18 protein-coding genes are annotated in these 24,138 nt (G+C 75.1%); 9 read left to right on the forward strand and 9 right to left on the reverse strand.

What is annotated here, in order from left to right:
* The first annotated feature begins 105 nt into the window (after nucleotides 1-105).
* Nucleotides 106-555, forward strand: a complete 450-nt coding sequence (locus GA0070606_RS28020) for a VOC family protein (RefSeq protein WP_176737451.1) — start codon at nucleotides 106-108, stop codon at nucleotides 553-555.
* 150 nt (nucleotides 556-705) lie between these two features.
* Entirely contained in the window at nucleotides 706-1,686 is a 981-nt protein-coding gene (locus tag GA0070606_RS28025; protein WP_091106229.1) for a DUF2804 domain-containing protein, read from the forward strand.
* Nucleotides 1,687-1,716: 30 nt separating this feature from the next.
* Here GA0070606_RS28025 and GA0070606_RS28030 read toward each other — a convergent pair whose 3' ends face one another.
* Entirely contained in the window at nucleotides 1,717-2,937 is a 1,221-nt protein-coding gene (locus GA0070606_RS28030; RefSeq protein ID WP_091106230.1) for an MFS transporter, read from the reverse strand.
* Between the two features lie 194 nt (nucleotides 2,938-3,131).
* Between GA0070606_RS28030 and GA0070606_RS28035 the strand changes: the two genes are divergently transcribed.
* From GA0070606_RS28035 to GA0070606_RS28070, 7 genes are all read left to right on the forward strand, one after another.
* Nucleotides 3,132-6,446 (forward strand): AfsR/SARP family transcriptional regulator, encoded by a 3,315-nt coding sequence (locus GA0070606_RS28035; RefSeq protein ID WP_245724841.1) that lies wholly within the window; start codon nucleotides 3,132-3,134, stop codon nucleotides 6,444-6,446.
* A gap of 47 nt (nucleotides 6,447-6,493) precedes the next feature.
* Entirely contained in the window at nucleotides 6,494-7,129 is a 636-nt protein-coding gene (wrbA, locus tag GA0070606_RS28040; protein ID WP_091106232.1) for an NAD(P)H:quinone oxidoreductase, read from the forward strand.
* A gap of 263 nt (nucleotides 7,130-7,392) precedes the next feature.
* Complete coding sequence (locus GA0070606_RS28045) at nucleotides 7,393-8,598, forward strand: macrolide family glycosyltransferase (RefSeq protein WP_091106233.1); 1,206 nt, start codon at nucleotides 7,393-7,395, stop codon at nucleotides 8,596-8,598.
* A gap of 102 nt (nucleotides 8,599-8,700) precedes the next feature.
* Complete coding sequence (locus tag GA0070606_RS28050; protein WP_091106234.1) at nucleotides 8,701-10,203, forward strand: B12-binding domain-containing radical SAM protein; 1,503 nt, start codon at nucleotides 8,701-8,703, stop codon at nucleotides 10,201-10,203.
* A 377-nt stretch (nucleotides 10,204-10,580) separates the two neighbouring features.
* Nucleotides 10,581-11,174 carry a hypothetical protein gene (locus tag GA0070606_RS28055; RefSeq protein ID WP_091106235.1) on the forward strand — a complete coding sequence of 198 codons (594 nt, stop codon included), beginning with the start codon at nucleotides 10,581-10,583 and terminating at the stop codon, nucleotides 11,172-11,174.
* Between the two features lie 5 nt (nucleotides 11,175-11,179).
* Nucleotides 11,180-11,737: a copper resistance CopC family protein gene (locus GA0070606_RS28060; protein WP_091106236.1), complete on the forward strand. Its 558-nt coding sequence runs from the start codon at nucleotides 11,180-11,182 to the stop codon at nucleotides 11,735-11,737.
* A 482-nt stretch (nucleotides 11,738-12,219) separates the two neighbouring features.
* On the forward strand, nucleotides 12,220-12,792 hold the full coding sequence (locus tag GA0070606_RS28070) for an SRPBCC family protein (protein WP_091106238.1): 573 nt from the start codon (nucleotides 12,220-12,222) through the stop codon (nucleotides 12,790-12,792).
* A gap of 73 nt (nucleotides 12,793-12,865) precedes the next feature.
* On the opposite strand, the gene GA0070606_RS28075 is transcribed toward GA0070606_RS28070, so the two are convergent.
* From GA0070606_RS28075 to GA0070606_RS28110, 8 genes are all read right to left on the reverse strand, one after another.
* The gene (locus tag GA0070606_RS28075; RefSeq protein ID WP_091106239.1) at nucleotides 12,866-14,092 is read right to left on the reverse strand and encodes a cytochrome P450; all 1,227 of its coding nucleotides are present in this window, start codon (nucleotides 14,090-14,092) and stop codon (nucleotides 12,866-12,868) included.
* Nucleotides 14,089-15,519, reverse strand: coding sequence for an NDP-hexose 2,3-dehydratase family protein (locus tag GA0070606_RS28080; protein ID WP_091106240.1), 1,431 nt, complete (start codon nucleotides 15,517-15,519; stop codon nucleotides 14,089-14,091). The genes GA0070606_RS28075 and GA0070606_RS28080 overlap by 4 nt, the downstream gene beginning before the upstream one ends.
* An 89-nt stretch (nucleotides 15,520-15,608) precedes the next feature.
* Entirely contained in the window at nucleotides 15,609-15,875 is a 267-nt protein-coding gene (locus GA0070606_RS28085; RefSeq protein ID WP_091106241.1) for a MoaD/ThiS family protein, read from the reverse strand.
* Between the two features lie 2 nt (nucleotides 15,876-15,877).
* Nucleotides 15,878-16,828 carry a formylglycine-generating enzyme family protein gene (locus GA0070606_RS28090; protein ID WP_091106242.1) on the reverse strand — a complete coding sequence of 317 codons (951 nt, stop codon included), beginning with the start codon at nucleotides 16,826-16,828 and terminating at the stop codon, nucleotides 15,878-15,880.
* Nucleotides 16,829-16,832: 4 nt separating this feature from the next.
* Nucleotides 16,833-17,903: a methyltransferase gene (locus GA0070606_RS28095; protein WP_091106243.1), complete on the reverse strand. Its 1,071-nt coding sequence runs from the start codon at nucleotides 17,901-17,903 to the stop codon at nucleotides 16,833-16,835.
* A 30-nt stretch (nucleotides 17,904-17,933) separates the two neighbouring features.
* Nucleotides 17,934-21,749 (reverse strand): type I polyketide synthase, encoded by a 3,816-nt coding sequence (locus GA0070606_RS28100; RefSeq protein ID WP_091106244.1) that lies wholly within the window; start codon nucleotides 21,747-21,749, stop codon nucleotides 17,934-17,936.
* Nucleotides 21,750-21,791: 42 nt separating this feature from the next.
* Nucleotides 21,792-22,826, reverse strand: a complete 1,035-nt coding sequence (locus GA0070606_RS28105) for a ketoacyl-ACP synthase III family protein (RefSeq protein WP_091106245.1) — start codon at nucleotides 22,824-22,826, stop codon at nucleotides 21,792-21,794.
* Nucleotides 22,827-22,875: 49 nt separating this feature from the next.
* The gene (locus GA0070606_RS28110; RefSeq protein ID WP_091106246.1) at nucleotides 22,876-24,138 is read right to left on the reverse strand and encodes an NAD(P)/FAD-dependent oxidoreductase; all 1,263 of its coding nucleotides are present in this window, start codon (nucleotides 24,136-24,138) and stop codon (nucleotides 22,876-22,878) included.

The following is a 24,138-nucleotide window of genomic DNA, read 5'->3' on the forward strand; positions in this document are numbered from 1 at the left end:
ACCACCCTCCCGGAGCCCGCACGCTCGCGGCAAGCGACTTTCGGACTGCTACCGCGCCGCGTCGTCGCCCTCGCCGCCCTGCGGCATCGGGTCGCCGCCCCGATAATGACGTCGGAGGTGATCTACGTGGCCGACCGGGAGAGTGTGCCCACGCTGTGCCAGGTGGTGCTCGACTGCACCGACGCCAGGGCCCTGGCGGAGTTCTACCAGGCCCTGCTGGGGCTGGTCTACCGGCCCGGCGACGAGCCGCCGGAGGCGGGCGAGGCCGACGAACGCGGTCGCGACTGGCTCGTGCTGCGGACGCCGGGCGGCGCCCCCCAGATCGCCTTCCAGCAGGTCGACCACCTGCCGGAGGCGACCTGGCCGGAGCACACGGTGCCGCAGCAGCTGCACCTGGACCTGACCGTGACGTCGGTCGAGGAACTGCTGGTGCAGCACGAGCGTGTGCTGCGCCTCGGCGGCCGGCTGCGGTACGACCGCATCGACGACCCCGACGAGCCGCTCCGCGTGTACGCCGATCCGGCCGGCCACCCGTTCTGCGTCTTCGTCGCCTGACGGCGCCACCGACAGCTCACCGCGTCGCACCGGCGTGCCCGCGACCGCGGCGCGAACCCGGGTGACGAGACGCCCGAGGGATCCGGCGGGGAGTGGACGCCGCCCCGGACGGCGGACCGGGCGCCCGCGGTGGGCCGATAGCCTGCGTCCGTGACGCACGAGCGCGAGATCACCGAGCCGGTCGACCTGTGCCTGCCGAACGGGCGGCTGAACCCGGCGGCGGTCGGCTGGAGCCGCCGGCCGCTGCACCGGGCGAACCTGCGCGGCTGGGGGCGGGCCAAGCGGTGGGAGTACTGGGGGATCGTCACCCCGACGCACATCGTCGGCCTGGTCGTGTCGTCGCTGGACTACGCCGGCGTGCACGGCGTCTACGTCCTGGACCGCCGCACGGGCGTCGAGACCGACCGGGAGGCGGTCGTCCCGCTCGCCCGCGGCGCGGTGTTCCCGCCGGTCAGCGGGGCGGGGCCGGTGCGGGCGAGCGGGAGCGGGTTGGCGTTCCACATCGACCAGCGCCCGGACGGCACCACGATCCGCGCCGCCGCGCCCGGCGTGGACGTCGACGTGGAGGTGCCGCTGCCGCCGGGGCACGAGTCGCTCGGCGTCGTGGTGCCGTGGAGCACCCGCCGCTTCCAGTACACGGTGAAGGACGTGGGCCGGCCGGTGCGGGGCACGCTGCGCCTCGACGGCACGGCGCACCCGATCGGCGGGGACGACTCGTTCGCCGTGCTCGACCACGGCCGCGGCAAGTGGCCGTACGCCGTCCGCTGGAACTGGGCGGCCGGCAGCGGACCGGGCCGGGCGATCCAGCTCGGCGGCCGCTGGACCGACGGCACCGGCTCCACCGAGAACGCCCTCCTGCTCGACGGGCGGCTGCACAAGATCGGCACCGAACTCGCCTGGCGCTACGACCGCGCCGACTGGCTGCGCCCGTGGCGGATCACCGGCACGGGGGTGGACGTGGAGTTCCACCCGTTCCACGAGCGGGTCGCCCGCACCAACCTCGGCGTGCTGGCCAACGAGACCCATCAGTGCTTCGGCCACTTCTCCGGCTGGGTGTGCGCCGCCGACGGGGAACGCGTCGACCTCGACGGCCTCGTCGGCTGGGCGGAGGAGGCACGCAACCGCTGGTAGGTCCCCCGTCACCGCCGGTGCCGGCGCGGGTCAGGGCAGCGTGAGCGCCACGGCGATCGCCGGGCCGAACGCCACGCTGAGCAGGTAGGCCACGGTGAACAGGCCCAGCGCCTCGGCCCGGTGGGCGGCCGGGACGGCCGCGGTGGCGCGTACCGCGAGAGCGCCCTGTCCCGTGGCGGCGGCGAGGGAGCCGGTGGCCATCGCCGCGAGCAGCAGCGGTACGGCGGTGCCGACCGCGGCCACCAGCGGCGCGGCCACACCGGCGGCCAGCAGCGCGCCGACCACCACCCGGGACGACACGCGCGCGGACGCCGCCACCAGGAACGCCGAGCAGAGGCCGCCGAACAGGTACGGCGCCAGCAGCACCACCCCGGTTTGCGCGCTCGTCCAACCCGCGTGGCGGTGCAGCAGGTCCGGTGCGGCGTACAGCAGGGCGAAGTTGACCACCCCCAGCGCGAAGGTCAGCGCGCACGCGGCCAGGTACCGGGCGTTGCCGGTCAGCGCGGCGGGCACGGGGCCGTCGGGCCGGACGCGCGCCCGGGCTGCCAGGAGCAGCACCAGCACGACGGCGGCCGGGCCGGCGGCCAGGGGCCGGTGCGGAACGACGACCAGCGCGGTGACGAGCAGGGCCAGCAGGAGCGTGCCGAGCCCGTCCAGACGCGACCGGGGCGGCGTCGGCGCGGCGCCGCCGCGGCGGACCGCGGGCACTGCCAGCACCCCCAGCAGCGGCAGCGCCAGCGTGGCCCGCCACGAGAGCACGTCGGCGACCAGCGCGCCGACCAACGGGCCGGTGGAGCCGACGACCGCCAGCGACGCGGTGACCACCCCCATCCGCCGGGCCGAGTCGGCCAGGCTCATCGCCGCGACCGTCAGTCCGGCCGAGCCCAGCGCCTGCACGGCGGCGCCGGCCACCAGCACCGGCAGGGCCGGGGCGAGCACGACCAGCAGCGTCCCCGCCGACACCAGCGCGGCAGAGGCGGCCAGCAGGGCCGGCAGGCCGCGACGGGCCAGCACCGCCGCCAGCAGCGCCGTGCCCAGGGCGATGCCCCAGCCGAAGGCGGTCACGGCCAGCGCCGCCGACTCGGAACCCACGTCCAGGGCCCGCGCGATGTCGTCGACGATCAGTGCCGGCGCGGCGATCCCGAACGACAGGGGACCGGCCAGCACCGCGAGCCAGGGCCCCGGCACCCGGCGCGCCGGTGCCGGGGTGGCGGGAATGCGGGTGTCGGTGTGGTGCGGCGATGGGGTCACGGGACACTCCTTTCGAGTTCGATCGCGTCCAGCCTGGGCGCCGGCGCTTACGGCCGACTGACCGTCGGCTGACCCCGCCCGGCCGGCGCCGTCGGCTGATCCTGTCGGGCCGGCGCCGTCGGCTGACTCCGCCCGGCCGGGCCCACCGGTTGACCCCCGTCGGGCCGGCGCCGTCGGCTGGTTACCGTTGCACTGTGCGATTCGGGGTGCTCGGCACGGTGGTGGTCTGGACGTCGACCGGCGCCGCCGTCGCCGTGCCCGGCCTGAAGGTGCGGGCACTGCTGGCCGACCTGCTGGTTCACGAGGGGCGCCCGGTGCCCGTCGACCGGCTCGTCGAGGACCTGTGGGCGGGACGGCCGCCCGGCAACGCGCTCGGCGCGCTGCAGGTCAAGGTCTCCCAGCTGCGCCGGGCGCTGGAGACCGGCGAGCCGGGCGGCCGCGAACTGGTCGGGTCCGGCGACGCCGGATACCGGCTGCGGATCGCGGCCGAGTCGGTCGACGCCGGGCAGTTCGCGGCCCTGCTCGCGCGCTCGCGGGCGCAGGCCGAGCCGGCGCGGCGGGTCGCCCTGCTGACCGAGGCGCTGGCCCTGTGGCGCGGTCCCGCGTACGCCGACTTCGCCGACGAGCCGTTCGCGCGTCAGGCCGTCGAACGCCTCGGCGAGCAACGGCTGGCCGCGCTGGAGGATCTCGCCGAGGCGCGGCTCGCGCTCGGCGAACACGCCCTGCTCACCGGCGAGCTGGCCGACCTCGTGGACCGCCACCCGTGGCGCGAGCGGCTGCGGGCCGTGCACCTGCGCGCGTTGTACGGGTCGGGACGCCAGCGCGAGGCGCTGGCCGCCTACGACCGGTTCCGCCGCGACCTGCGCGACGAACTGGGCCTGGATCCGGGGCCGGACCTGGTCGAGCTGCACCGGGCGATCCTGCGTCAGGACCCTGCCCTGCGACCGCCGGCGGCGCCACCGCCCCGCGCCCGGACCAACCTGCCCGCCCCGGCGTCGGCCGGACCGTACGGAGGGCTGATCGGGCGCGACGAGGCCGTCGAGGCCGTTCGCGAGCGGCTGGCGGGGGAGCGGCTGGTGACGCTGACCGGCCCGGGCGGGGTGGGCAAGACGCGGTTGGCGGCCGAGGCGGCCCGTACCCTCGCCGACCGGTTTCCCGACGGGGTCTGGATGGTGGAGCTGGCCGGTCAGCCGGCCCTCGCCGAGCCGGCGGCGGTCGGCGAGATCGCCGACGCGGTGGCCGACACCCTCGACATCCGCGAGGACGGCGCGCCGGGCCTGCCGGGTGACCTGTCCCGCGACGCCACCGATCGGCTCGTCGACGCGCTGCGTGACCGCCGGACGCTGCTGGTGCTGGACAACTGCGAGCACGTCGTCGTGCCGGTCGCCCACCTGGCCGAGCGGTTGCTCGGCGCCGCCGCCGAGCTGCGGATCCTGGCGACCAGTCGGGAACCGCTCGGTGTCGCCGGCGAGGCGACGCTCCCCGTGCCGCCGCTGGCGCTGCCCGAGCCGGGGGCGACGGCGGAGCAGGTCGCGCAGGCCCCCGCCGTACGGCTGTTCCTGGCCCGCGCCCGCGCCGCCGAGCCGGGCGTCACCCTCGACGCGGAGACCGCCGCGACCGTCACCACGATCTGCCGGCGCCTCGACGGTGTGCCGCTGGCGCTGGAGCTGGCCGCGTCCCGCCTGCGCGCGCTCGACCCGGCGGAGCTGGCGGCCCGGCTCGACGACCGGTTCCGGCTGCTGTCGTCCGGCCGGCGCACCGCCCCGGCGCGCCAGCAGACCCTGCGTGCCGTCATCGACTGGAGCTGGGAGTTGCTCTCGGGCCGTGAACGCGCGGTGCTGCGGCGGCTGGCCGTCTTCGTCGACGGCGCCACACTGCCCGCCGCCGAGCGGGTGTGCGCCGACGGTCGGGTGGCGCCCGAGGACGTCCTCGACGTGCTGGCCCGGCTGGTCGACCGCTCCCTGGTGAGCGTCCGTCAGGGCGAACAGCCGCGCCGCTACCGGCTGCTGGAGACCGTCGCCGCGTACGGCGCTGAGCAGCTCGAACGCGCCGGCGAGGCCGCCGCGACGCGCCGTCGGCACGCCGAGTTCCACGCCCGCCTCGCCGACGACGCCGCCGCGCGCCTGCGCGGCCACGACCAGCACGCCGCGCTGCGGGAGCTCGACGGCGACGTCGCGAACCTGCGGGCGGCGGCGGACGCGGCGGCGGCGCACGGCTGGGCGCACCTGGGCCTGCGGCTGGCCACCTCGCTTGCCTGGTACCGGCTGGTGCGGGGCCGCCTCCGTGAGGCCCGCGCGGCGTTGCGGACGGCGCTGGAGACCGTGCCGGCCGGCGCGGACGACACCGCTCCCGACGCGCTGCGGCTGCGGGCGTCGACGTGGCTGGCCGCGATCGCCACCCGCGACGGCGACCCGGCCGCGCCGCGACAGCGCGTGCTCGACGGGTACGCGGACACCGACGCGCAGGGCCGGGCGTTCGCGCAGTGGCTGTTCGCCTTCACGCTGCTCGGCTCCGGTGACACCGCCGAGGCGGCGCGCCTGCTCGGCGCGGCCCTGGCGACGTTCCGGGCGGCCGGCGACCGGTGGGGGATAGCGGCGGCCCTGGCCACCCGCGTCGAGCTGGCGCTCGTGCAGGGCGACCTGTCGACCGCGCGGCACGACTGCGAGACCAGCCGGTCGTTGTTCGTCCGGCTCGGCGACTGCTGGGGGCAGGCGCACTCGACCAGCCTGCTGGGCACCCTCGCCGAGATCGGCGGCGACTACGCGGCCGCCGCAGCGTCGTACCGGGAGGCGCTGCGCATCGCCGAGCAGCTGCGGCTGTGGGCGTCGGTCTCCCGCCAGCTGGCCAGCCTCGGCCGGCTGGCCCTGCTGGCGGGAGACCACGACGAGGCCGTGGCCCACCACGAGCGCGCGCTGCGGCTGGCCGAGGAGCAGTCGAACCGGCCCGCGGCGGCGTTCGCCGGCACCGGCCTGGCGATGATCGCGCGCCGGCGCGGCGACCTCGACGCCGCCGAGTCACGCCAGCGGGACCTGCTCGACTGGAACCGCCGGACCGGCTACCTGCCGGGCTGCGCGCTGGCGCTGGCGGAGCTGGGATTCGTCGCCGAGCAGCGCGGCGACGCCGCCACCGCCGAACGCCGCCATCGGGAGTCGCTCGACGCCGCCCGCGCCACCGGGGACCGCCGCGCCGTCGCCCTGGCCCTGGAGGGACTGGCCGGCGTTGCCGGCCTGGCCGGCGAGCACCGCCGCGCCGCCCGGCTGCTGGGCGCGGCGGGGGCGTTGCGCGAGGGGGCGGGGGCGCCGCTGCCGACGGCGGAGCGGTACGACGTGGATCGGATCACCGCGCGCTCCCGCGCCGCGCTCGGCGCCGACGAACTCGCCGCCGAACTGGGGCGTGGCGCGCGGCTGGACCCCGACGACCTCGGCGCGGAGCTGGGGCGCGGCGGGCGGCTGGACGTGGGGGATCCGCCGCTGACCGGGGACGGTCAGCGCACCGTCACCGCGCGGTAAGTCCGCTCGGCATGGTGGAGGCATCGTTCGACAGAGAGGAGACACCGATGCCACGACCGGAGACCAGGATCGCCGTCATCCACTACTCCGCCACGGGGACCGTGCACCGTCTCGCGCAGGCGTTCGCGGACGGTGCCGCCGACGCGGGCGCCGAGGTGCGCCTGCGCCGGGTGGCGGAACTGGCCCCCGACCACGTCGTCGACGCCAAGCCGCAGTGGCGGGCCCACCTCGACGCCACCGCCGACGTCCCGGTCGCCACGCTGGACGACCTGCGGTGGGCGGACGGGTACGCCTTCGGCACGCCGACCCGGTTCGGCAACGTCTGTTCCCAGCTGCGCCAGTTCCTGGACACCACCACCGCCCCCTGGCAGGCCGAGGAGCTGGCCGACAAGCCCGCCACCGGCTTCACCGCCAGCTACGAGGAGCACGGCGGCCAGGAGTCGACGCTGTTGAGCCTCTACCAGACGTTCCACCACTGGGGATCGATGGTGCTGCCCACCGGTTACGTCAACTACGACCTCAGCCACGCCGCCGGCGGCAACCCGTACGGCGTCAGCCTGGTGGAGAGCCGCGCCGCCCGGGATCCCGGCTACCTGCAGGCGGTGCTGGCGGCGGCACGCCACCAGGGCGCGCGACTCGCCCGTACGGCGGCGGTGCTGGCGGAGCTGCGGGTCGCCGCCTGACTCCGCGCCGGCGGTTCGCGCCCGACGGCGCACGGCGGCCGGGGCAGCGGACAGCGGGGCCGCGACGGGCATCCGTCGCGGCCCCGCGCCGGCGTTCCCGGGCATGGCGACTCCCACCCATCGCGTGCTATATATGTTTCAAGTCTTGGTCCATCGCGTCCCCGCCGCCCCCGTCGGCGGGCGCGGTCGGATCCCGGTGGGGCTCCCGCTCCGCCGTGCACGCGGCGTCGACGACGCCGAGACGACCAGCCGGGAGTGAGCCCATGCGCCAGCGTCACATCCTCTTCGTCAACGTCCAGGGGCACGGCCACGTCTACCCGTCGCTCGGCCTGGTGAGCGAGCTCGCCCGGCGCGGGCACCGGATCACGTACGTGACCACGGCGCTGTTCGCCGACGAGGTCAAGGCGGCCGGGGCCGAGGTGGTGCCGTACAAGTCTGAGTTCGACACCTTCCACGTGCCCGAGGTCGTCAAGCAGGAGGACGCCGAGACGCAGCTGCACCTGGTGTACGTCCGCGAGAACGTGGCAATCCTGCGGGCCGCCGAGGAGGCGTTGCGGGACGACCGGCCCGACCTCGTGGTCTACGACGTGTTCCCGTTCATCGCCGGGCGGCTGCTCGCCACCGCGTGGGGCCTGCCGGCCGTACGCCTGACCGGCGGCTTCGCGGCGAACGAGCACTACTCGCTCTTCAAGGAGCTGTGGAAGAGCAACGGCCAGCGCCACCCGGCCGACGTGCCGGCGGTGCACTCCGTGCTGGTCGACCTGTTGGCGCGGTACGGCGTCGACACCCCGATCAAGGAGTACTGGGACGAGATCGAGGGCCTCACCGTCGTCTTCCTGCCGAAGTCGTTCCAGCCCTTCGCCGAGACGTTCGACGAGCGGTTCGCGTTCGTCGGCCCCACCCTCACCGGCCGCGACGGACAGGCCGGCTGGCAGCCGCCGCGCCCCGGCGCGCCGGTGCTGCTGGTGTCGCTGGGCAACCAGTTCAACGAGCATCCCGAGTTCTTCCGCGCCTGCGCGGACGCCTTCGCCGGCACCGACTGGCACGTGGTGATGGCCATCGGCGGCTTCCTCGACCCGGCGGCGCTGGGCCCGCTGCCGCCCAACGTCGAGGCGCACCAGTGGATCCCGTTCCACTCGGTCCTCGCCCACGCGACGGCGTGCCTGACGCACGGCACCACGGGGGCGGTGCTGGAGTCGTTCGCCGCGGGCGTGCCCCTGGCGCTCGTGCCGCACTTCGCGACCGAGGCCGCCCCGTCCGCGGCGCGCGTGGTCGAGCTGGGCCTGGGCCACGTGCTGCCGGCCGACCGCGTCGAGCCGGCCGGCATCCGCGAGGTCGTGGAGCGGCTCGCCGCCGACTCCGCCCTGCGCGAGCGGGTCCGTCAGATGCAGCGCGACGTCCTCTCCGCGGGCGGGCCCGTCCGGGCGGCCGACGAGGTCGAGTCGTACCTGCGGCGCTCGGCGCCCTGACCTCGACCAGGCCGCGGCCGTCTACTTGAGATACATGTTCCAGAGCTCGGCGGGCGGCGGCATATTCTTGTTGGTCACTTCAAAAGCAGATAGTATCCCGCCATGGGTCTTCGTGACGTCAGCGTGCTGCTGCTGTACCCGCCGAACCAGACCGCCCCCGGCACGGTGTGCAAGCCGAACGGCTCGCTCGCGTACCCGAACCTGGGTGGCGCCCTGCGCGAGCACGGCGTCCACGTCAGCGTCTTCGACGCCTGCGTCGGAGCGGGCGACGACCCGCTCGACGACATCTTCGCCAACCCCGTGCCGCTGCCCAGCGGGTTCCTCCGCACCGGCGTCAGCGACGAGCGGATCCTCGACGTCGTGCGCGACTTCGACATCGTCGGGATCACGTCGATCTTCACGGACCAGGAGTCGATGGTCCTGCACTGCGCGCGGCTGATCCGGGCGGCCTTTCCGGAGAAGATCCTCGTCTCCGGCGGGGTCAACGCGCGGTCGCGGCTGCCGCAGTTCTTCGGGGCCGGCTTCGACGTGGTCTGCCTGTCCGAGGCCGAGCACACCATCGTCGACATCGTCGAGGTCGTACGGCGGTCGGCCCGCCCGAGCTTCGCCGACATCCACGGCGTCGCCTTCCTCGACGACGGGCGGATCCGGGTCAACCCCGCCCGCGCGCAGGACGTGGTGTGGGACCTGGACACCCTGGCCATGCCGGCCTGGGACCTGCTGCCCAACGAGCGCTACTGGGCCATCGCCCGGCCGCACTCCGGCCTCTTCGAGCCCGGCGCCGAGCTGCGCTACGCCACCATGATGACCTCGCTCGGCTGCCCGTTCCACTGCGCGTACTGCCACATCGCCGGCGAGCAGGAGGGCAGCCTCAGCGGCCCGATCGGCAAGTTCCGCGTCAAGTCCGACGACCGGGTGCTGGCCGAGATCGAGACGCTGAAGGGCCTGGGCGTCGACAACGTGTTCATCGAGGACGACTCGCTGCTCGGCGACAAGCGACGCGGCCTGCGGCTGCTGCAGAAGATCCAGGGCGTCGGGGTGACCATCTGCGACCTCAACGGCATCAACCTGATCCACCTCCTCAAGCGCTGGAAGCCCGACCACGAGGTCCTCGAGGCGATGCGCCAGGCGGGCTTCACGCAGATCAACATGCCCTTCGAGTCGGGCAACCTGCGGATCATCCGCAAGTACGCGAGCAACAAGCTCAACATCGAGAAGGCCGACCTGCGCGGGCTGATCGTCGCGATGAAGGAGTACGGCTTCCAGATCTACGGCAACTACATGATGGGTTACCCGGACGAGACGCTGGAGGAGATCGAGACGACCATCCGCCTCGCCAAGGAGCACGTCTCCCACGGGTTGGACGCGGCGAACTTCTTCCTCGTGGTGCCGCTGCCCGGCGCCCCCCTGTTCGACATGGCGATCGCCGGCGGCCACATCAGCCCCGACTTCGACCCGGACACGATGAACATCTACCGGGCCAACATGACCGGCACGCTCGTCCCCGCGGAGGTACTGGAGGAGTTGCGCCACCGCGCCTGGGACGAGGTCAACTCGCCGACGTGGAAGAACGCCAAGAAGGCCTGGGCGGCGACGGTCGCCTGACCGTCACCGGGCGCGGCGGCACCGCGACGAAGCCGAACCGAGATGCGCCGCTGCCGCTCGCCCGCCATCCCTCGCCGTCGTCTCCGCGCGCCCGCCATCCCTCGCCGTCGTCTCCGCGCGCCCGCCATCCCTCGCCGTCGTCTCCGCTCGCCCGCCATCCCTCGCCGTCGTCTCCGCGCGCCCGCCAACCCCGCCGTCGTCTCCGCGCGCCCGCCGGCTCCCGCCGGCGTCGCCGGGGCGGGCGGACGGTGAGCAACCTCAGAGTCACGCTCCGGCGAATTCGCCTCTAGCGTGGAGGGACACCTTCCGGTGTGGACATCGCGCCCCTTCCGGCTTCGCCGAGCCCGCACCCCCGCCGACCCGGCTCTGGAGGACCCATGACAAGCACTGCGCGCAAGGCGTCGCCCGGCCTGATGGCGTCGATCAACGGTCGGTACCACCGCACGGCGCTGGCCCTGTACCTGGCGGTGGTCGTCGGGCACTGGGCGGAACACCTGGTGCAGGCGTACCAGATCTGGATCCTCGGCTGGCCGCGCCCGGAGGCGCGCGGCGTGCTCGGGATGCCGTTCCCGTGGCTGGTGAGCTCCGAGTGGTTGCACTACGGCTACGCCGTCGTGATGCTGATCGGCCTGTTCCTGCTCCTGCCCGGCTTCACGGGCCGGTCCAGGGCCTGGTGGACGGTCGCCCTCGCCCTGCAGTTCTGGCACCACATCGAGCACGGTCTGCTGCTCGTGCAGGCCCACAGCTCCTTCCGGCTGCCGGGCTCGGCCGAGCCGACCAGCCTGCTGCAACTCATCGTGCCCCGCGTGGAGCTGCACCTGTTCTACAACTCGGTGGTCTTCGTCCCGATGGTGATCGCCATGTACCTGCACCTGCGCCCGAACGCCGAGGAGCGGGCCGCGGCGCGGTGCTCCTGCGTACGCCCAACCGACGTGCCGGCCTGGCGCGGTCCCGTGGCCGCCACCGACTGACGCCGATGTCCACCACCGGACGGATCTACGCCGGCGCCGCCCTCACCGTGGCGGCGCTGGTCGCCGTCCTCGCCGTCGCCGGTCGGATCGACTCCCCGTCGGCCACGGCGTCGAAGGTCGAGGTGATCTCGGTCGAACCGGCCGACGGCGCCGTCCTGGCGGGCGCGCCGACGGCGGTACGGATCCGCGTCGACGGCCGGCCGGACGTCGGCCGCTCCCACGTCTCCGCCTACGACGCGGACCGGTCCCTGCTCAACCAGGGGGAGCTGACGGCCGCCGGGCGGGACGGTCTCGCCCAGGCGGTGCGGGTCAACGGGTCCGGTGAGGTCTCCGTCGCCTACCACGTGGTCACCGTCGACGGCCGCGACGCCTCGGGCGTCGCCCGGTTCACCGTCGGCGCGGCCGGCGATCCGGCGGCAGCGCCCCCGCCGGAGCCGCCGGCCCACGCCCACGGGATCGATCCGGTCGGGGCCGCGCTGCTCGCCGTCGACGGCCTCGTGCTCCTCGCCGCCCTCGTGCTGCTCATGCGGCGGCCCTCCCGCAGCGACCGCGATCGGGCCTGAGCCCGCCCACCGCGCCCGCGTCACCGCTCCCGCCCGACCGGCCCGCCCGACGAGGCGCGCCGCCCGACCGGCCCGCTCGGTCCGCCTGACCGCGCGGCCCGCTCGGTCCGCCTCACCGCGGCCCCGCTCGACCGCGCCGCCCGCCCGACCAGACGCGCCGCCCGCGCCGCCCGCTCGCCCGCGCCGCCCGCTCGCCCGCGCCGCCCGCGCCGCCCGCTCGCCCGCGCCGCCCGCGCCGCCCGCGCCGCCCGCTGGGCCCGTTCGACCGCGCCGCCCGACTGGTCCGCCCGGCGAGGCGCGCCGCCGGGCGGTCGCGGCGTGTCGGTCGCCGGCACGCTCACCCGATCGTGGCAAGTCCCTGGCAACGCGCCCCCGCGGCAAGCACAAATCGGACGTTATGTAAGTCATGGCTGCTAAAGTCCTCGGCGTGCGGACCGGGCCGGCTCCGGTGGCACCACGCACCTGTAGGAAGGTCAAGTGGCATGAACAAGACGTCCGACGTCGTCAGGGACACCGAGCGCGAGCTGCGCGACCACCCCAGCGGCATGAACGCCCTGGTGGTCCGCCGCAGCTACGACGCCTCACCGGAGGAGCTGTGGGACGCCATCACCGATCCCGAGCGCCTGGTGCGGTGGTTCCTGCCGATCTCCGGTGACCTGCGGGTCGGCGGGCGCTTCCAGCTGGAGGGCAACGCCAGCGGCGAGATCCTGCGGTGCGAGCGCCCGAGCAGCATCGGCCTGACCTGGGAGTCGGGCGGCGGCAGCAGCGAGGTCGAGCTGCGCCTCACCCCGGCGGGGGAGGCCACCGTCCTGGAGCTGGAGCACGCACCGGTGCCGGCGGAGATCATCCCCAACGCGGCCCCGACGGCGTGGGGCATCGGCGCCGGCTGGGAGATGGGCCTGGTCGCGCTCGGCGACTACCTCGCCGGCGACCTGCCGCAGGGGCGGGCGGTCGACTGGATCGCCACGGCGGGCCCCGAGCAGATGGCCGCCGCCGCCGAGTCGGCCGAGCGGATCAGCGAGGCGTGGACGAAGATGATCTCCCAGCGTCGGTGACACCCCGGCCGGCGCGGCCCGGGGCGCCGCAACCCGCCCCCGCGGTCCGGCCGGGGCCGGCGGTCGCCTCGGCTCACCAGGCCACCGGCAGCGCGTACAGGCCGAAGATGTTGCCGTCCTCCTTCAGCGGCAGGTCGCCGACCTCGGCCGCGAGACGCAGCCCGGGCAGCCGCGCGACCAGCCGGCTCAACGCGACCTCCAACTCCAGCCGGGCCAGGTGCTGGCCGGGGCAGATGTGGCGCCCGTAGCCGAAGGCCAGGTGGTGCCGGGCGTCGCGGTCGGGGTCGAACTCGTCCGGCCGGTCGAACGCGGCCGGGTCCCGGTTGGCGGCCTGACCCAGCGCCACCACCCCCTCGCCGGCCCGGATGGTGACGCCGCCGATCTCGACGTCGGCGGTGGCGGTACGCGCGGTCGCCGCCTCGACCACGGTGAAGTACCGCAGCAGCTCGTCCACGGCGGCCGGGAACCGCGCCGGCTCCGCGCGCAGGCGGGCGAGCCGTTCCGGGTGGGTCAGCAGCGCCAGGACGCTCAGCGAGATCATGTTCGACGTCGTGACGTGCCCGGCGACCAGCAGCACGAAGGCCATGCTCACCACGGCCTCGTGGTCGGGCCCGCCGGCGGCGCGCTGCCGGGCGAGCAGCCGGCTGAGCACGTCGTCGCCGGGGCGGCGCTCCTTGTCGGTGACCACACCGTCGAGGAAGTCGCGGATCTCCCGGGCGCACCGGGCGCGCTCCTCGGCCGGCGTGCCCCGGCTGAACATGCGTGTGGAACGGCGTTCGAAGAATTCGTGCTCGGCGTACGGCACGCCGAGCAGCTCGCAGATCACCTGGGACGGCACGGGATAACTGAACGACGGCACCAGGTCGGCGTTCGACCGCCCGGCCGTCATGACGTCGAGATGCGCGTCGACCAAGCGTTCGACCATCGGCCGCAGCTGCCGCACCCGCCCGGCGCCGAACTCGTCGACGATCTGGCGGCGGGCGGCGGTGTGCTCCGGCGGGTCCATCCAGTTCAGCGGCGGACGGAAGTTGTCGAACGACGCCTGCCGCTGCCCCTCGGTGGTCGGCGCGAACCGCGGGAAGCCGACGCGGCGCCGGTCCGCGCTCATCCGCGGGTCGCTCAGCACCCGCCGCACGTCGGCGTGCCGGGTCACCACCCACGCCGTGTTGCCGCCGAGCATGGGCAGCCGGGCGACCGGCTGCTCGGCCCGCAGCCGGGCGTACTCCGCCGGTGGGCTGAACGGGCACCGCCGCGGCAGCGGAAAGGCGTCGATCTCGATGCCGGCCGCGTCCCCGGTCATCGCAGGGCTCGCAGGCAGAGCAGGAGGCTGCGGGCCTCGATGTTGACCTGGTAGCTGAAGGCCGCCATGGCGGTCAGTTGACGCAGCGTCAGCCAGGTGTAGTCCGGCGGCGTCGCGGTGGGGAAGTCCGGGCCGACCTCCACCACCAGGTGCCGGGTCACCGCGTGGTGGAACCGCCCGCCCTCCTCGGACTGGAGCACGTCGTAGTGCGCGCGCACCTCGTCGGAGAGCACCAGGTCGAGGTACTCGGGGCGGCCGGACCGGGCCGGTCCGGCGAAGTTGTCCGGGGTGCACTGCACGGTCGGTCCGAGCTCGACGGTGTCCCGGTAGCCCGGCCGCAGGTCGGCGTGGGCCAGCACGTGCAGCACGCCGTCGATGCGCCGCACGACGAACGCCACCAGGCCGGTCCCGCACGGCGCCAGCAGCGGCTGGCACCACTGGGCCACCTCGCGGTTGCTGGCCCGCACCCGTCGGCCGACGATGCGGAAGAACCGGCCCGAGCGGTGCCGGATCTCGTCGTCGGTCCGCTGCCAGTCCCGCACCTCGCGCATCGGCACCCGCCGGGTCGCCAGCGTGGGCCCGGCCTTGTTGGCGGTCAGCCAGTTGCGGACCCCGAGCAGCGGTTGCCACGCCCCGTCCTCGGTCAGCGAGGACCGCGCCACCGCCGCGCCGATCGTCCCGGCGCCGGGGTCGGGGGCCAGCGCGTGGCCGGGCAGGCAGGACAGCACCGTACGGGCGTCCATGTTGACCAGGTTCGGGCGGTGCAGCAGGTCGTGGATCTGGCCGAGGGTCAGCCACACGAAGTCCTCGTGCGGCTCCACCTCGTCGGCGACCTCGACGACGATGTTCCGGTTGCGCTTGCCCCGGAACCAGGAGCCCTGCTCCGACTGGAGCACGTCCACCAGCACCCGGCCGCGCCCCGGCTCCAGGAAGTACTCCACGTAGCGCGACCGCGCGCCGCGGTGCGTCCGCTGGTAGTTGCTCGGGGTGGACTGCACGGTGGGGGAGAACTGGACGCCGTTGACGTTTCCCGGCTCCATCTTGGCCTGCATGAGGAAGTGCAGGACCCCGTCGATCTCCCGGGCCAGGATGCCGAGGATCGCCCGGTCGGGCTGGTGGATGATCGGCTGCCACCACTCGGCGACCGGCCCCCGGTCGGTCCGGACGTGCAGACCCTCCACGCTGAAGAACCGCCCGGTCTCGTGCACGAGGTCGCCGGAGTCCGGCGCGAAGCGCCACCCGGTCAGCTCGGCGAAGGGCACCTCGGCGACCTCGAACGGGTTCGCCCGCTGTCGCTGCGCGAGCCAGGCCGCCAGCTCGGCGGCCGGGCGGGGGCGGTGGGCGGCCGACCGGGCCAGCCGGAGCGCGAGGGGGGCGCGGGCGGACCGCCCGGGACCGGGTCGGGCGTCGGTGTGCGGTAGGAGCATGGTTCCTCCGGAGACGGGACGCGCTCGACGGGACGCCGGTGGCCGGACGCGCCGCCCCGGATCGCGGGCCCGGGCGTCCGGCCGGTGGGTCAGCCCCCGGCCAGCGGCGGGACGATGGCGACCGTGCTGTCGGATCCGGCGGTCACCCGGGACCGGTCCGCCTTCTCGACGAGGTCCCCGTCGAGGTAGACGTTGTAGTAGGTCAGGGGCTCACCCGTGTCGTCGAGCAGCCGGCGGCGGTAGGCGGGGTACGTCTCGACGAACTCCTTGATCACGTCCCGCACGGTGCCCTCGTGGCACTCGAAGCTCTTCTGTCCCCGGTGGGCCCAGCCGGCCGACAGGAGCACAGTGACCATCGCTACCTCCCGTTGTCATCCGTGTCGGGTTCCGTCGTGGCGTCGCGCGCGCAGCGGAAGCCGAGGGCGAAGTTGGACCAGCCGGTCGGGTCCCCGTACAGCCGTTCCGCGCACCGCACCTGGTAGCGGAAGTTCATCCAGGACCCGCCCCGGATCACCCGGAACCGCCCCATCACCAGGTGGATCGTCGGGTCGCACCGGGTGGTCGGCGCGTACAGGTGCGCCAGGGTGGACGTCCACTCGTACACGTTGCCGGTCATGTCGGCGCACCCGTCGACGCTGTCGCCCCGGGGGGAGAACGCGCCGACCGGGGTGGTCTGCGGCACCGGCCCCTGCGCGGCGTGGATCGCCCCCCACCACGTCCGCCAGGCGTCGAGGTCGCCGAGCGCCCCGGCGGTGTGCTCGGCGGTGTTGGCGTTGCCGCTGTCCCAGGTGTCGCCCCATGGCCAGAGCCGGTACGACGGGCCGGTGGCGGCCCGCTCCCACTCCGACTCGGTGGGCAGCCGCAGGCCCGCCCAGCTCGCGTACGCCTCGGCGTCCGGGTGGGAGATGTGCACCACGGGGTGGTCGTCGCGGTTGCGGATGCCGCTGCCGTACCCGGCCGGACGGTGCCAGCAGGCGCCCTCGCGGACCTCCCAGTACCGATCCCCGTAGACCATGCTGCCGCCGGCCCGCTCGGCCGACGTCACGTAGCCGGTGCGGGAGACGAAGTCGGCGAACCTGGCGACGGTCACCGGGTACCGGTCGATGAGGTAGTCGGGCAGCGTGACCGGCACCTGCGGCGTCTCGTCGGTGAACCAGTCCCGGGGGAACGCCTGCCCCTCGCTCTCCAGCCAGTCCAGCGTCCGCTCGGGCGAGCCCTGCCAGAACGTCCCGCCCGGGATGCGGACCATGTTGCGCGGCACCGCCTCCGGCGCGGGCCGGGCGGCGTCGAGGTCGCCGGTGCGCGCCATCGCCTCAGCCCCCGTCCGCCGGGGCGGCCGGCGACGGCACCGCCTCCACGACGCCGACCACGCTCGGCGCCGGGCAGGGCGTGACGGACTCCAGCCGGAAACCCGCCGCCCGCAGCAGCTCGCGGAACTCGGCGACGGTGCGCTCCCGGCCGCCGTGGCAGACCATCATGTTCAGGTCGTTCATCACCACCTGGGCGACGCTCGGCGCCGTCGTGACGGTCGCGGGCATCAGCGACTCGATCAGCAGCAGCCGGCTGTCGGGTCGGGCCGCCCGGCGGACGGTCCGCAGGATCCGCAGGCACTGCTCGTCGTCCCAGTCGTGCAGCACGCTCTTGAGCACGTAGGCGTCCGCGCCCGGTGGCACCGACACGAAGAAGTCACCGGCCTCGACCCGGCACCGGTCGGCCACGCCCTGCTCGGCGACGGTGCGCGCGGCGTCGGCCACGCCGTCGGGGGTGTCCAGGACGGTGCCGCGCAGGTGCGGGTGCGCCGCGAGCACCCCGGCGAGCAGGGCCCCGCTGCCGCCGCCCACGTCCACCACCGTGTCCAGGTCGCCGAAGTCGTACGCCGACAGCAGCGTGGGCACGAACGCCCGCGAGCCCTCGGCCATGGCCGCGTTGAACGCCGCCTGCCGGCCCGGGTCCGCCATCAGGTGGTCGAAGCAGCTCCGCCCGTGCACGTGGTCCCAGGCGACCTCGCCGGTGCGTACGCTGTGCTCGAGCCGCCCCCACGCCGCCCAGCTCTCGGGGCCGGAGAGCAGCAGCACCAGTTCCCGCATCGACCCGGTCACGTCCGCCCGCAGCACCTCGCCCTGTTCGGTGAGGGCGAAGGTGCCCGGCGAGGGCTCGTCGAGCACCTCCAGGTGGACCAGCGCCCGCAGCAGCCGGCGCAGCGACGGGGCGTCCGCCCCGGTCGCCGCCGCGAGGTCGGCGGCGTCGCGCGGGCCGTCGGCGAGCAGGTCCGGTATCCGCAGCCGGACCGCCACGTGCAGCGTCTGCGCCGTGAAGAACCCGTAGATCAGCTGTTGCATCCGGTGCCGCAGTCCGGGCCGGGCGGCGGTCGGGGTGAGTTCCATGCGCTCCTCCGGGTCGACGCGTCCGGTGGGTCAGCGGGCCACGGCGTCGGCGACGGCCTCGTCGGTCGACGGGGCGGCGATCAGCTCGGCGAGGTGCACCGCGATCGCCGTGACGGTGGGCTGCTGCCAGAACAGCGAGGCGGGCAGCACCTGCCGGTAGGTCTTCTCCAGCCGCCGGCGCACGATGACCGTCATCACCGAGTCCATGCCCTGCTGCACCAGCGGCAGGCGCGGGTCGAGCGACTCGACGGCCAGCTTCATCTCGGCGGCGACGACCGCCCGCACCTCCTCGACCAGGCGGGCGCGCAGCTCCTCCGGGTCGAGGTCGGCCAGGGACTGCCGGGCCGGGCCCGCCCCGTCGGTGTCGGCGGCGGGGGCGTCGGGCACCACCGGGTAGCGCAGGCCGGTGAGCCGGGCGGCCACCGTGCCGTCCGGCGCGGAGACGGTCACGTCGACGGTGTCCTCGCGCGCGTCGTCCCGCACGACGTCGACGAGGGCGACGGTCGGCGCGGCGCCGGTCGTCCGGATCCGCTCGATCCCGTCGACCAGGCGCAGCCGGGGCTCGCCGGGGAAGGCGGCCGGCGCGATCGACACCGCGGCGTCGATGACGGCCGCCCAGTCCCCGGCCGGCTCCGGGAAGCGGACCCGGGCCCGCAGCCCGCCGTTGCCGGTGGTGAGGCGGTCGACCGTCCACGGGAAGCCCGTGTCGGGGACGCCGACGCGGGCGAGCCGGTCCCGGACGAGCCCGGGGTCGGCGACCACTCCGCCCGGCCCTCGGGCGCTGGGGGTCCGGGCCGGCGGCGCGTCGGGCCCGTCGGGCGCGACGCGGGCGGTGGCGTGGGTCAGCCAGGGCGCGTCCGCCGTGCCGGCCGGCCGGGAGGCGAGCAGCAGCCGCCCGCCGTCGTCCACCACCTGGATCTCCTGGCGCCCGGCCGTGGCCAGCGGCACCCGCATCGACAGGTCGTGCAGCGCCACCTGCGCGCCGTCGCGGGCGCCGGCGGCCAGGAAGGTGGCGGCGAGCACCGCCGCCGGCACGAGCTCCGCGCCCTGGACGGTGTGGCTGCCCGGGTACGGGCGGCTGGCGTCGCTGAGCACCGTGTGCCACAGCCGCAGCTCGCTGCCGGCGACGGTGGTCGCCGCACCGAGCAGGGTGTGCGAGCCGATGTCGTGCCCGCCGGCGGCCACCGGTGCGGTGGGCTCGCGCCACAGTTCCTGGTGCCGCCAGGCGTACCGGGGCAGGTCGGTCAGCCCGCCGGCGGGCCGCAGCCGGGCCCAGTCCACCCCGACGCCGTGGCAGTGCGCCTCCGCGACGGCGGCGAGGGCCGCCCGGTGCCCGGGTGCGTGCCGGCGCAGCGTGGTGCCGACGTGCCCGTCCTCGATGCCGGCGTGGTCGAGGGTCTCCCGCAGCGAGTGGGCGACCACCGGGTGGGCGGAGATCTCGACGAAGGCGCGGTGCCCGTCGGCCAGGGCCGCGCCGACGGCGTCGACCAGGCGGACCGGCCGGCGCAGGTTCGCCGCCCAGTACTCCCCGTCGCAGCCGGCGGCGGCGCGCGGGTCGTCGAGCACCGTCGAGTACATCGGCACGGTCGGCGCCGCGACGCGCAGGTCGGCCGCCGCGGCCCGCAGCTCGTCGGTGAGGGCGTCCATGTGCGGGCTGTGGAAGGCCACGTCGGACTGCACCCGGCGCACCGCGATCCGGTCCGCCGGCCACTGCTCGATGACCGCGTCCACGGCGGCGATGTCGCCGGAGACCACGGTGGAGGCGGGGGCGGAGGCGATCGCCGCGACCAGGTCGGTGCGGCCGGCGAGCCGCTCGGCGACCTCGGCGAACGGCAGGGTGACCATGGCCATCGCGCCCCGGCCGGCGGCCCGCCGCAGCAGGGCCGACCGGCGGCAGATCAGCCGGGCGCCGTCGGCCGGGGTCAGCACGCCCGCGGTCACGGCGGCGGCCACCTCGCCGACCGAGTGGCCGATGACGGCCGCCGGGCGGACCCCGTACGACCGCCAGAGGGCGGCGAGGCCGACGTGCATGGCGAAGGTCAGCGTCTGGATCCGGTCCACCCCGGCCAGTTCGGCGTCGGCGAGTGCCTGCCGCAGCGAGAAGCCGGCCTCCTCGGCGACGACCGGTTCGATCTCGTCGATCGCGGCGGCGAAGGCGGGTTCGTGGGCGAGCAGGTCGCGGCCCATGCCGGCCCAGTGCGAGCCGTGCCCGGAGAAGACCCAGACGGGGTGGGCGGGCCGGCCGGCCGGCGCGACCCCGGAGACCGTCGCGGGGTCCGGCTGGCCGGTGGCGAGCCGCCGCAGGGCGGCGACGACCTCGTCGTGGTCCTGGCCGGTGACCACCGCCCGGTGGGTCAGGTGGGCCCGGCGGTGCGCGAGGGTGTGGCCGACGTCGGCCAGCTCCGGCGGGTCGTCGCCGGCGAGCCGGTCGGCGAGCCGGGCGGCCTGCTGACGCAGGGCGGCGTCCGAGCGGGCCGAGAGCGGGAACAGCGGCCGGGCGTCGTCGTCGGTGGCGGGCGCCCCGGCGCCGGTGGGTGCCGGCGCCTCCTCCAGCACCACGTGGGCGATCGTGCCGCCGTAGCCGAACCCGGAGACGGCGGCCCGGCGTGGCCCGTCGCGCCGGGGCCAGGAAAGTGTGCCGGTCACCAGGCGCAGCCCGGTGCCGTCGGCGACGGCGTCGATCGCCCGGCCCCGCAGCGGCGTGCCCGGGATCTGACCCCGGTGCAGCGCGAGGATCGCCTTCATCAGCCCGGCGACCCCGGCGGCGCCCTCCAGGTGTCCGACGTTGGACTTGATCGAGCCGATGAGGCAGGGCCGGTCGTCGGGGCGGCCGGGGCCGTAGACGGCGGCGAGCGCGGTCGCCTCGACGGGGTCGCCGAGCTGGGTGCCGGTGCCGTGCGCCTCCACGTAGTCGACGCTGGTCGGGGCGACGCCGGCCCGCTCGCAGGCCCGCCGGACGACGTGCTGCTGGGCGGGGCCGGACGGGGCCATGATGCCGTCGGTGTGCCCGTCCTGGTTGACCGCGCTGCCGCGGATCACCGCGAGGATCCGGTCGCCGTCGCGTTCGGCGTCGTCGAGCCGCTTGAGCACCAGCACGCCGCACCCCTCGCCGCGGCCGTACCCGTCGGCGTCGCGGTCGAAGGACTTGCTGACGCCGTCGGGCGCGAGGGTGCCGGCGGCCTGGAGGGAGGCGTTCTGGCCCGGGCTGAGCACGAGGTTCACGCCACCGGCCAGGGCTACCGTGCTCTCCCGCAGCAGCAGGCTCTGGCAGGCCAGGTGCACCGCGACCAGGGACGCCGAGCAGGCGGTGTCGACGGCGACGCTCGGCCCGCGCAGGTCCAGCGCGTAGGAGACGCGGTTGGCCAGGGCGCAGGTGGCCGCCCCGATGCCGGTGTACGCCTCGACGGTCGGCAGGTCCTCCATCAGCCGGTCGCCGTAGTCGGTGGTGCTGACCCCGACGAAGACCCCGGTGTCGGTGCCGGCCAGCCCGGTCGGCGGTACGCCGGCGTGCTCCAGGGCCTCCCAGCCGACCTCCAGCAGGATCCGCTGCTGCGGGTCCATCTCGGCGGCCTCGCGGGGCGAGAGGCCGAAGAACTCGGCGTCGAAGCCCGCCACGTCGCGCAGGTAGCTGCCGGCGGTGACGGTGTCCCGCAGCACCGCCTCGTACTCGGGACCGCGTTCGCGGTAGGCGCGCCAGCGCCGCGCGGGAATCTCCCCGGCGGTCTGGCCGCCCTTGAGCAGCAGCTCCCAGAGGGCGTCCGGGGTGTCGACGTCGCCGGGCAGCCGGCAGCCGATGCCGATGACGGCCACCTGGTACGGGCGGTCGGCGGGATCGTCCCGGGTCATCGTCGTACCTCCGTTGGTCGGGTCGCGGCGCGGGCGGGTCGGTCAGCGGTCGACGTAGGGGTTGTCGAGGACGCGCAGGACGGCGGCGGTGAACTCCACGCCGGGGCCCATCGCGAGCCAGAGCACGTGGTCGCCGGCGGCGACCTCGCCGGCGCGCAGCGAGTGGTGCAGGGCGAGCAGGTGGTCGCTGGCCCCGCAGTGGCCGATCATGCGCCCGAAGTCCCAGGTGGACTTCTCCATCCCCAGCCCCAGGGGCGCCATGCAGCGCTGCTCGACGACCTCGCGGGAGTAGTTCATGAAGGAGACCTTGGCCAGGTCGGCCGTGCCGATGCCGGCCTCGGCGAGCGCCTGCTCGGCGACGGTGGTCATGGTCTCCTGCGCCTCGCCGAGCACGGCGAGCACGGGCGTCTGCTCGGTGATGTGGTAGAAGAGCCGGGCGCCGAAGTCGAGTTCCTTGGCGAGCGTCGCGCCGGGCGGGAACATCGGCTCGCCGCCGCGGTGCACCTCCTCGGCCTCCGGCACGGTGATGGAGCAGACCGACAGCAGCTCGACGAAGCCGCTCTCGGTGCTCAGCACCACCGCCGAGGCGGCGTCGCCGAGGATGAAGCCGAGGTTGGTGCGCCAGCGGTCCAGCAGCGGGGTGCCGTAGTTGTCGGCGGCGACGAGCATCGCGGCCTTGCGCTCCGGCGCGGCCCTCAGGTAGCTGGCCGCGAGTTCGAGCATGGTGAACATGCCGTTGCAGCCCTGCCGGATCTCGGTGGCCCGGGGCACCCCGCCGAGGAGGTAGTGCTGGATGTAGGAGTGCGCCAGCCAGCCCTCGGGGCCCTGGTGCCAGGCGGCCGCGTAGAGCAGCAGGTCGATGTCGCCGCGGCCCAGCTCGCTCTCCTTGAGGGCGTCCTGGGCCGCGCGCAGCGCCATGTCCGGGGCGGGCATCTCGCCGGCGATGGCCGCGCCGCCCAGCCCGTGCGTCTCGATGTCCTCCTGCGGGTACAGGCCCCGGGCGACGGCCTCCTCGACGGTGACGGTCTCAGGAAGGTAGGCCCCGATCCCACGGATGTACGTTCCGGCGGTGCGCATCGGCTTCTCTCCTCGGCGTTGGAATTGATCGAGGCATTTCGCTTTAAGATTATATAGCGCCTGGCGGCCGGTCAATGGCCGCCCGAGGGGCGGTGTCGAGCGTCTCGTCGCCCCTCGCCAGCCCCGACAGCAGGGAGACGAACGAGATCTTCGGAGGCATCAGCCGGTCCGGGTCCACGATGGCCTGGGCGCGCAGGTGCAGCTCGTCGCGGCCGTGCGCGCCGTCGTAGAAGAACCGGATCAGATCCAGCAGGGCGGCGAGGAAGTCCCGGTAGCGGTCCTCGTACACCTGCATGAGGTGGCGCTCCTTCTCCGGCGCGGCCAGCGCCTCGTGCACCGCCCGGGACAGGCTGAGCGCGCCGCGCATCGCCAGCGACACGCCGGAGGAGAGCAGGGGGTCGATGAAGGCGGCGGCGTCGCCGACCAGCACCCAGCCCGGCCCGGAGAACTGGCTGCACGCGTACGACCAGTCCCGCGCGGTGCGGTAGACGTCGACCCGCCGCGCGCCGGCGGTGAGCCAGGAGACCTCGTTCGACTCCGCGATCTGTTTCTCCAGCAACTGCTCCGGGGGTAGGCCGGACTCGGCGAACCGGTCCGACGGGGTGACGTACCCGATCCCGGTCAGGGTGGGGCTCAGCGGCGCGTACCAGAGCCAGCCGTGGGAGCGGCTCTCGACGAGCAGGTCGCCCTCGTGGTCACCGGGGTAGCGCAGTGCCCCGGCGTAGTAGCTCCACGTCGCCATGTTGCGCAGGTCGTCGTGCCAGGAGACCAGCCCGAAGTGCCGGCCGAGCCAGCGCTGCTGTCCCGACGCGTCGACCACGATCGCGGCGCGGGCGTCGACCGGGTCGGCCTCGCCGCGGAACTGGTAGCTGACGCCCACGATCCGGTCGCCGTCGGTCAGCGGCCCCCGGACGGTGGCTCCCTCGACCACCAGCACGCCCAGTTCCCGCGCCCGGTCCAGCAGCATCGCGTCGAACTCGGCGCGCCGAACCTGCCACGAGTAGTCGAACCGGGCGTCGCGGATCTCCCGGAACCGGAACGACCACGGGGCGGTCTGGTCGGCCCCCCACAGCAGGCTGCCGCCGTGCTTGACCTGGAAGCGCAGCTCCGCCATCCGCTCCCGCACGCCGAGCGCGTCCAGGGTGAGCGTGACGCCGCTGATCAGGGACTCGCCGATGTGGTAGCGGGGGAACTTCTCGCGCTCCAGCAGCAGGACCCGGTGGCCCTCCTGGGCGAGCAGGCCCGCCGTGCTCGATCCGGCCGGGCCGCCGCCGACGACGATCACGTCGTACTCGGGTTCGGGATGGCTCAT

The sequence above is a fragment of the Micromonospora citrea genome (assembly GCF_900090315.1).
GTDB lineage: Bacteria > Actinomycetota > Actinomycetes > Mycobacteriales > Micromonosporaceae > Micromonospora > Micromonospora citrea.